The sequence below is a fragment of the Cereibacter johrii genome (genome assembly GCF_001720585.1).
Classification (GTDB): Bacteria; Pseudomonadota; Alphaproteobacteria; order Rhodobacterales; family Rhodobacteraceae; genus Cereibacter_A; species Cereibacter_A johrii.
Genome location: NZ_MABH01000211.1, coordinates 1 through 5122, shown reverse-complemented (window position 1 = coordinate 5122; position 5122 = coordinate 1). Strand labels below are relative to the sequence as shown.

Below are 5122 nucleotides of genomic sequence, written 5' to 3'. Positions count from 1 at the left end.
GCGCGCGAGGGCCACCGGCCGGCCGCGCTCTCGGGCGGCGAGCAGCAGCGCGTGGCCTTCTGCCGGGCGCTCGCCAACGCCCCGCGGCTCCTCCTCGCCGACGAGCCCACGGGCAACCTCGATCCCGGCACCTCGGATCAGGTGTTCGGCGTGCTGATGGATCTGGTGCGCGGGACCGGCCTGTCCGCCCTCATCGCCACCCACAATCTGGAGCTGGCCGCCCGGATGGACCGGGTGGTGCGGCTCGAGGCGGGTCGGGTCGTCTGATCTGCGTCAAGGCCCCCGGCCGGCCGGGGTGGTCATCTGGCCCGAAAGGGAGGATGCCATGAGACATGCCTTGATCGCCCTCGCGGTGCTGCCGCTCGCGGCCTGTGTGGCCCAGCCCGGCGTGCCCACGGGGCGCGCGGATTTCACCGCGCTCTGCGCCGGCTGCCATGGCGCCGGGGGCCGCGGCGACGGCGAGATGGCGGCGCTGCTCGACCGGAAGCCTGCCGATCTCACCACGCTTTCCGCGCGCAATGGCGGCCGCTTCCCCGGCACCCGCGTCATGGCGCAGATCTGGGGCTATGCGAAGACGGGCGACCGGGTGATGCCCGAGTTCGGCCCGCTCCTCGACAGCGAGACGGTGCCCTTCGACGGCGGCGACGGGATCCTGACGCCCACGCCGATCCGGCTCGTCCAGCTCGAGCAGTATCTGCGCACTCTTCAGCAATGAGCCGCGGAGGGCGGGTGCGCGGCGCTTCCCTTGGCGGGCGGCCGGGACTATGGTCCGCCTCCCACTGACCAGAGCCGGACCCCATGAGCACCGACGCCATCCGCCGCATTCCCTCGCTGATCGCCGCCGAGATCGCGGCCCGTCCCGATCAGGTCGCGGCCGCCATCGAGCTTCTCGACGGCGGCGCGACCGTGCCCTTCGTCGCCCGCTACCGCAAGGAGGCGACGGGCGGCCTCGACGACACGCAGCTGCGCACGCTCTCGGAGCGGCTGGCCTATCTGCGCGAGCTCGAGGCGCGGCGCGAGACGATCCTGGGCTCGATCCGCGATCAGGGCAAGCTCACGCCCGAGCTCGAGGCGCAGGTGGTGAAGGCCGCCACCAAGTCCGAGCTCGAGGATATCTACCTGCCCTACAAGCCGAAGCGGCGCACCAAGGCCATGATCGCGCGCGAGAACGGCCTCGGGCCTTTGGCCGAGGCGATCCTTGCCGACCGCGCGGCGGTGCCCGCGGAGCTGGCGCAGGCCTATGTCTGCGAGGCCGTGCCGGACGTGAAGGCGGCGCTGGAAGGCGCGCGTGACATCGTGGCCGAAGGGCTGTCCGAGAATGCGGATCTTCTGGGGCGGCTCCGCGCCCATATGAAGCAGGTGGGGCGGATCGCGGCGAAGGTCGTCGAGGGCAAGGAGGCGGAGGGCGCCAAGTTCTCGGATTATTTCGCCCATTCCGAGGCCTGGGCCACGGCGGCGGGCCACCGGGTGCTCGCCATGCTGCGGGGGCGCAACGAGGGCGTGCTGACGCTCGATCTCGAGGTGGATGCCGATGCCGCCCGGGGCGAGAGCCCGGCCGAGCGGATGGCGGGGATGGCGCTTCAGGCCGCGGGGAAGGGGCCGGGCGACCAGTGGCTGCGCGAGGCGGCTTCCTGGGCCTGGCGGGTGAAGCTGCGCACCTCGCTCACGCTGGATCTGATGGCCGAGCTCCGCGAGCGGGCCGAGGCCGAGGCGATCGGGGTCTTCGCGCGGAACCTCAAGGATCTGCTGCTGGCGGCCCCCGCCGGCGGCAAGGTCACGATGGGGATCGACCCGGGCATCCGCACCGGCTGCAAGGTCGCGGTGGTGGATGCGACGGGCAAGCTGCTCGCCACCTCGACCGTCTATCCGTTCCAGCCCAAGAACGACCTGCGCGGCGCGCAGATCGAGCTCATGAAGCTGATCCGTGCCCATGGCGTGACGCTGATCGCCATCGGCAACGGCACCGCGAGCCGCGAGAGCGAGAAGATGGTGGCCGACCTACTGGCGGCGCTGCCGGGAGAGGCGCCGAAGCCCGTCAAGGTGATCGTGAGCGAGGCAGGCGCCTCGGTCTATTCGGCGAGCGCGCTGGCGGCGGCCGAGTTCCCCGATCTCGACGTGTCGCTGCGCGGCGCGGTCTCGATCGCGCGGCGGCTGCAGGATCCGCTGGCCGAGCTGGTGAAGATCGAGCCGAAGTCGATCGGCGTGGGCCAGTATCAGCATGACGTGGACCAGCACCGGCTGGGCCGCTCGCTGGAGGCCGTGGTCGAGGATGCGGTGAACGCGGTGGGGGTGGATCTGAACACCGCCTCGGCGCCGCTTCTGGCGCGCGTCTCGGGCGTGGGGCCGGGGCTGGCCGAGGCCATCGTGCAGCACCGCAACGCGAACGGTCCCTTCGCGAAACGCCGCGACCTGCTGAAGGTCGCGCGTCTGGGCCCGCGCGCCTTCGAGCAGGCGGCGGGCTTCCTGCGCATCCCGGACGGGTCCGAGCCGCTCGACGCCTCGTCCGTCCACCCCGAGGCCTATGATGTGGCGCGCCGGATCGTGGCCGCCTGCGGGCGCGACCTGCGCAGCCTGATGGCCGAGCCGCAGCGGCTGCGGGCGCTCGACCCGCAGGACTTCACCGACGACCGCTTCGGCCTGCCGACCGTGAGGGACATCCTCGCCGAGCTGGAGAAGCCCGGCCGCGACCCGCGCCCGACCTTCAAGACCGCGACCTTCACCGAAGGGGTCGAGGAGATCTCGGACCTGAAGCCGGGGATGCTGCTGGAGGGGACGGTGACCAACGTCGCGGCCTTCGGCGCCTTCGTCGATGTGGGGGTGCATCAGGACGGTCTCGTGCATGTGAGCCAGCTCGCCGACCGCTTCGTCAAGGATCCGCACGAGGTGGTGAAGGCGGGCGACGTGGTGAAGGTCCGCGTGGTCGAGGTGGATGTGGCGCGCAAGCGCATCGGGCTCACCATGCGCAAGGACAGCGCCGACGCCCGCGCCCAGGCCTCCGAACGGCGGAGCGCCGAACCGCCGCGCAAGGGCGGCAAGCCCTTGCCGCGGCAGGCCGCGCCGCGCGAGTCGAGCGCGGGGAATCCCTTCGCGGATGCGCTGAAGGGCCTGCGTCGGGACTGAGCGGGAGGCTCTTGCCGAAGCCGCGGCAGGCCCGCCCGGACTCGGGCGGCACCGCAGCTTCGGCAGAACGTTCGGGAAAGGAGCGGACCGCTCCTGCTGTCGGGGACCGGCTCCGTCCGGGCGGACTGCCTCACCTCTTGGGGCCGGCTCCGCCTGTGCGACGGGGTGTCCGGCCGGCCTGCTTCTCTCCTGGGGCCGCAGCTCCACCGGTGCGACCGGCGTGTGCGGGTGGACCACCTCTCCTCTTGGAAACCAGCTCCGTCCGCGCGGCGTGTCCGTCCGGATGCTGCCTCTCCTCTCGGAGCGGCTCCGTCCGCATGACGGGGTGTCCGGGTGGACCGCTCACCTCTTGGGGCGCCTCTCGCCATGGCCCGTCGCGCAGGAGTTGACAGCCGCAACCATTGCGGCCTCGCAAGGGGGGCAGGTCGTTCGCTCTGGGGGCTGCTGGCCGGGCAGGGAGGGCGGGGCGCCATCCGCGGCTCCTGCGGCGGGTGCAAGCGGTTGCCTGGGGCGCGGCCGGAGCCTCATGGGGGTGGCCTCAGGGCTCAGGGTCCCGACCTTCCTTCGGTGGAAGTGCGGGCCAGGAGGAAGGCTGGAAGGTTTCGGGCGTCTGCCGGGGGCGGGCGCGGGAATTCTGCGGGCCTTCGTCTCCTCTCTTGCAAACTGGCATACTTGCATATTAGTTTGGGGTGCTCAGCGGGAGGACGGCGATGCGGCAGACATGGCGGTGGTTCGGACCGAAGGACCTCGTGTCGGTGGACGACATGCGGCAGGCGGGGGTGGAGGGTGTCGTCTCTGCGCTCCATCACATTCCCACCGGCGCGCTCTGGACGCCCGAGGAGATCGCCCGCCGCCAGCGCGAGATCGGGGTGATGCGCGACGGCGCGGCCTCGGGCCTCAACTGGGAGGTGGTCGAGAGCCTGCCCGTCTCCGAGGACATCAAGAAGCAGAAGGGCGACTGGCGCGCCCATCTCGAGACCTGGAAAGCCTCGATGCGCAACCTGCAGGCGGCGGGGATCGAGGTCATCTGCTACAATTTCATGCCGGTGCTCGACTGGACGCGGACGGATCTCGCCTGGCGGCGGCCGTCGGGCGCGACCTGCATGCGGTTCGACCTGACGGATTTCGCGGCCTTCGACATCCATATCCTGAAGCGTCCCGGCGCGGCCGCGGAGCTGCCCGCGGCGGTGGTCGAGGAGGCGGCGCGGCGCTTTGCGGAGATGGACGAGACCCGCCGGACCGAGCTTGCCCGCAATGTGGTCTTCGGGCTGCCGGGAGCGGCCGAGCAATTCACGCTCGACGATGTGCGCCGGCACCTTGCGGACTATGCCGCCATGCGCCCCGAGACGCTGCGCCGGCATCTGGTGGACTTCCTGTCCGAGGTGGCGCCGCTCGCCGAGGAACTGGGCGTGCGGCTCTGCTGCCATCCCGACGATCCGCCCTTCCCGCTTCTGGGCCTGCCGCGGATCATGTCGACCGAGGCCGACTATGCCGCGGTGATGGAGGCGGTGGACCTGAAGGCCAATGGCATCACGCTCTGCACGGGCAGCCTCGGCGCGCGGGCCGAGAACGACCTGCCGGGGATGATGGAGCGGCTGGGCGACCGGGTGCATTTCCTGCATCTGCGCAACGTGACGCTGGAGAGGGACGGGGACGAGCTGCGGAACTCCTTCTTCGAGGACGGCCATCTGGAGGGCGGCACCGACATGGTGGCGATGATCGCGGCCGTCCTTGCCGAGGAGCGGCGGCGCGAGGCCGAGGGACGCACGGATATCTCGATCCCGATGCGGCCCGACCATGGGCAGGACATCCTCGACGACCTCGGGCGCAAGGGCCAGCCGGGCTATCCCTCCATCGGGCGGCTGAAGGGGCTGGCCGAGCTGCGCGGGATCATGACGGCGCTCGATCATCCGCTGGTGCGCGGGGCCTGACGGGCGGCGCCCGGAGCCGGCCGCCGGGGGCTGGCGGCCCCCGGACCCCCGCGGATATTTGGGCAGAGTGA

Annotated in this window: 4 protein-coding genes; all 4 read left to right on the top strand. The window is 71.5% G+C overall.

Annotation, left to right across the window (positions count from 1 at the left end; all coding sequences use genetic code 11):
• Window positions 1–267, top strand: a 267-nt coding sequence (locus tag A9O63_RS18155; RefSeq protein ID WP_141703119.1) for an ATP-binding cassette domain-containing protein, incomplete at its 5' end; no start/stop codon positions are given.
• Between the two features lie 58 nt (window positions 268–325).
• A complete protein-coding gene (locus A9O63_RS18150; protein ID WP_069333177.1) occupies window positions 326–715 on the top strand; it encodes a c-type cytochrome in 390 nt (129 codons plus the stop codon).
• An 83-nt stretch (window positions 716–798) separates the two neighbouring features.
• A complete protein-coding gene (locus tag A9O63_RS18145; protein ID WP_069333176.1) occupies window positions 799–3120 on the top strand; it encodes a Tex family protein in 2322 nt (773 codons plus the stop codon).
• Between the two features lie 710 nt (window positions 3121–3830).
• On the top strand, window positions 3831–5051 hold the full coding sequence (gene uxuA / locus A9O63_RS18140; RefSeq protein ID WP_069333175.1) for a mannonate dehydratase: 1221 nt from the start codon (window positions 3831–3833) through the stop codon (window positions 5049–5051).
• Window positions 5052–5122: the final 71 nt, after the last annotated feature.